The sequence below is a fragment of the Paraburkholderia sp. genome, from assembly GCF_036488505.1.
Classification (GTDB): Bacteria; Pseudomonadota; Gammaproteobacteria; order Burkholderiales; family Burkholderiaceae; genus Paraburkholderia.
Map to the genome: position 1 here is coordinate 1 of NZ_DASXHN010000366.1, position 3,238 is coordinate 3,238.

3 protein-coding genes and 1 pseudogene are annotated in these 3,238 nt (G+C 61.3%); 3 read left to right on the forward strand and 1 reads right to left on the reverse strand.

Features of this window, described 5'->3' with window-relative positions; all coding sequences use genetic code 11:
* Window positions 1–294: 294 nt before the first annotated feature.
* Both VGH68_RS21665 and VGH68_RS21670 read left to right on the forward strand, forming a co-directional pair.
* Entirely contained in the window at window positions 295–1,185 is an 891-nt protein-coding gene (locus VGH68_RS21665; protein ID WP_331605756.1) for a sugar ABC transporter permease, read from the forward strand.
* Window positions 1,182–2,033 (forward strand): carbohydrate ABC transporter permease, encoded by an 852-nt coding sequence (locus VGH68_RS21670; RefSeq protein WP_331605757.1) that lies wholly within the window; start codon window positions 1,182–1,184, stop codon window positions 2,031–2,033. Before VGH68_RS21665 ends, VGH68_RS21670 begins: the two co-directional genes overlap by 4 nt.
* Window positions 2,034–2,174: 141 nt before the next feature.
* Here the strand turns inward: VGH68_RS21670 and VGH68_RS21675 are convergent, their stop codons facing one another.
* Window positions 2,175–2,468, reverse strand: a complete 294-nt coding sequence (locus VGH68_RS21675) for a DUF1330 domain-containing protein (protein WP_331605758.1) — start codon at window positions 2,466–2,468, stop codon at window positions 2,175–2,177.
* Window positions 2,469–2,672: 204 nt separating this feature from the next.
* On the opposite strand from VGH68_RS21675, the pseudogene VGH68_RS21680 reads away from it, so the two are divergent.
* Window positions 2,673–3,238: pseudogene (locus VGH68_RS21680) on the forward strand (6-bladed beta-propeller); the annotation flags it as partial.

The following is a 3,238-nucleotide window of genomic DNA, read 5'->3' on the forward strand; positions in this document are numbered from 1 at the left end:
TGCAGTCGATCTACCTCGGCAAGGCGAAGCCAGCTGACGCGTTGAACGCAGCGGCCGCGCAGGCGAACAAGTCGCTCGGTCACTGATACGCGGTTTTGGCCGCTTGCTTGCGCCGCTTTTTGCCTGATGGTTTCAAGGTGGTTACCAGCACGGAATGCGCGCCGCCGTCGCTACGGCGGCACGCGTTGCGATTCACCCGCCACCTGCCGCACCCGCTTCACCCGTTGATGCACTCTCCGGCCCATCCCGTCGCGCCCGCTGCTTAAAGCGGGCGCGTCCTATGATCGAGCACGCATGAGCCGTTCCGTTTCTTCGCGCCCGCACACGCCCTGGTTGCTGATTGCGCCGAGCCTCGTTCTCGCGCTGTTCATCATCAGCTATCCGATTTTCAACATCGTGTGGCAATCGCTGCACGACGTGTCGCGCTTCGGCGCGATTCGTGATTTCACCGGGGCGCAGAATTTTATCGACGTGTTTCAGGACCCGGTGTTTCTGTCGTCCGTACGCCGCACGATCGTCTGGACCGTGTGCGTGGTGGGCGGCACGGTCGCGATTTCAGTACCTGTCGCGCTGATTCTGAATCAGGACTTTCACGGCCGCGGCATCGCGCGCACGATCGTGATGCTGCCGTGGTCCGTGTCGCTGACGATGACCGCCGTCGTATGGCGTTGGGCATTCAACGACGACTATGGCATGGTCAACGTGACGTTGCAGCGGCTCGGCTTGATCGGCGGCCCGATTCATTGGCTCGCGACACCCGAGCTTGCGTTCCCGGTCGAAATCGCGGTCGGCATACTCGTGTCGATTCCGTTTACGGTGACGATTTTTCTCGGCGGGCTGTCGTCGGTGCCCGGCGATATCTACGAGGCCGCCCGCATCGATGGCGCGAGCGCATGGCAGCAGTTCCGTCGACTGACGATGCCGCTGCTGCGCCCGTTCATCAACATGGCGATCCTGCTGAACGTGATTTACGTGTTCAACTCGTTTCCGATCATCTGGGTGATGACGCAAGGCGGCCCCGACAACGGCACGCATATCCTCGTCACCTATCTGTACGAACTCGGCTTCCGACTCGGACGCCCCGGCGAAGCCGCGGCGGTTTCGCTGATCATGCTGGTCATGCTGTTCGTCTTCTCGATCGCCTATCTGCGTCTGCAACGCACAAAAGAAGGAGTGCCGTCATGACGCTTAGTACCAGGACAAAGCGTTCGCTGTGGTGCTGGCTCGCGCTGTCGCCGCTCGTGATCGTCGTGCTGTTTCCGTTCGCGGTCATGTTTTTCACCGCGGTGAAACCGGCCTCCGAAATCTTCGTTTATCCGGCGCGCTGGCTGCCGGTGCACTGGCAGTGGCGTAATTTCATCGACATGTGGGACGCGGCCAATTTCGGCGTTGCGCTGCGCAACAGCGCGATCATCAGCACGCTGTCGACGCTGCTCGCGCTCGCGGTGAGCCTGCCCGCCGCCTATGCGCTCGCGCGCTTTCCGTTTCGCGGACGCGGCTTATATCGCCAGTTTCTGCTGGTCACGCAGATGCTGTCGCCGATCCTGCTGGTGGTCGGTCTGTTCCGGCTCGCCGCGATGATTCCGTGGGGCGACGGCAATCTGGTCGATTCGAAGATCGGGGTGATCGTGTCGTACGCGGCGTTCAATATCGCTTTCGCGGTATGGATGCTGTCGTCGTACTTTCAGACCGTGCCGCAGGATCTCGAAGAATCGGCGTGGCTCGAAGGGTGCAGCCGCACGCGGGCCGTGTTCAAGGTGTTTTTGCCGCTCGCGGTGCCGGCGATCGTCGTCACTGCGATTTTCACGTTCATCAATGCGTGGAACGAGTTCGCGGTGGTGTATACGCTGATCCGCTCACCGGAGAACAAGACGCTCACCGTGCAGGTGACCGATATGGTCGCCGGCAAGTACGTGGTCGAATGGCATCTGGTGATGGCCGCGACGCTGTGCGCGACGCTGCCAGTTTCGGTGGTATTCGCGTGGTTGCAGCGTTATATGGTGAAGGGGCTCGCGTTGGGAGCCGTGAAGTGAACCGGGCAAGTTGAGTAGTCTGCGCGGCAAAGCTTCGGTACCAATCGAACCTGCCGATACCGGCCATGCCGCGCAGACTTCGCATTTCATCGCGCGCAACGCGCGTCGGTCATTCGTGTTTCGTCGCGCAAAAGCCGCGCATTATTCGGCGCCGCGCACAATGCGCAGATCGCGCTCGACGCCATCGCCCAATGCGGCGAGTGCCTTCTTGTACGCTTCGCTCTCGTAGGCGGCGACAGCCTGCTCGTAGGTCGCAAACTCGATCACGACGGTGCGCTCCTTCAAGCCTTGCTCGCGCGCCTCGTCCGCCACGCCCCGCACGATGAACTTGCCGCCCGCCGCCGCCACGGCCGGCCCGGCCAGTTGCGCATAGGCGGCCAGTTTCTGCGGATCATTCGTCTTGCGGTAGGACGTCACCCAATAACCTTTACTCATTCGAATCTCCTTGTTTGATGGTTGAAAGCAGTCGCGGTTTTACATAGTAGCAAAGTACGCAGACCTGATCCGCATAGCGAAGTCGACGTTTCCCGGTAATCGCAACACGCGTTAGCTATTAAGCGTTTTGTGCACTACGATTGCTTTTGCACTTTGCGGGTGGAAGTCGGCAAGCCGTGACTTGACAGACCAAGGAGACAGCGAATGAACGAGCAATATGGATCGTTTTGCCCGTGCTGCGGCAGCGCGGAACATCGGGCGATGAGCCGGCGAACTTTCATGAGCCTGATCGCCGGCAGCGCCGCCGGACTCGCGATGCCATCCGCGTTTGCGGCGGACACGCCAGCCGTGCCGTCGATCGCTTATGACTCGATTGCGAACCCCGTGCGTTTGCCGAAGGATACGTATTTCGGCGAGTGCTCTGGGGTCGCGCTCAATTCGCATGGGCACATCTTCGTGCTGTCGCGCGGTAATAGCACGGGGCCCGCGTATGGCGCGGCCGCCGCGCAACTGCTCGAGTTCGCGCCCGACGGGCGCTTCGTGCGCGAGATCGGCCACAACCTGTATGCGTGGTCGTTCGCGCATACGGTAAAGGTCGACCGCCACGACAACATCTGGGTCACCGACAAAGGCTCCGACATGGTGATCAAGTTCACGCCGGAAGGCCGCGTCGCGATGGTGTTCGGACGCAAGCAGGAAGCGTCGGACGAAGACACCGCGCCGCTCAAGCATCCAAATCCACCGTTGCCCGCCGAACCTGGGCGATTCCG

Bases quoted from the DNA above. Each gene is read 5' to 3' on its own strand.
- VGH68_RS21675 (WP_331605758.1), bottom strand. From the start codon at position 2,468: ATGAGTAAAGGTTATTGGGTGACGTCCTACCGCAAGACGAATGATCCG.
- VGH68_RS21670 (WP_331605757.1), top strand. From the start codon at position 1,182: ATGACGCTTAGTACCAGGACAAAGCGTTCGCTGTGGTGCTGGCTCGCG.
- VGH68_RS21665 (WP_331605756.1), top strand. From the start codon at position 295: ATGAGCCGTTCCGTTTCTTCGCGCCCGCACACGCCCTGGTTGCTGATT.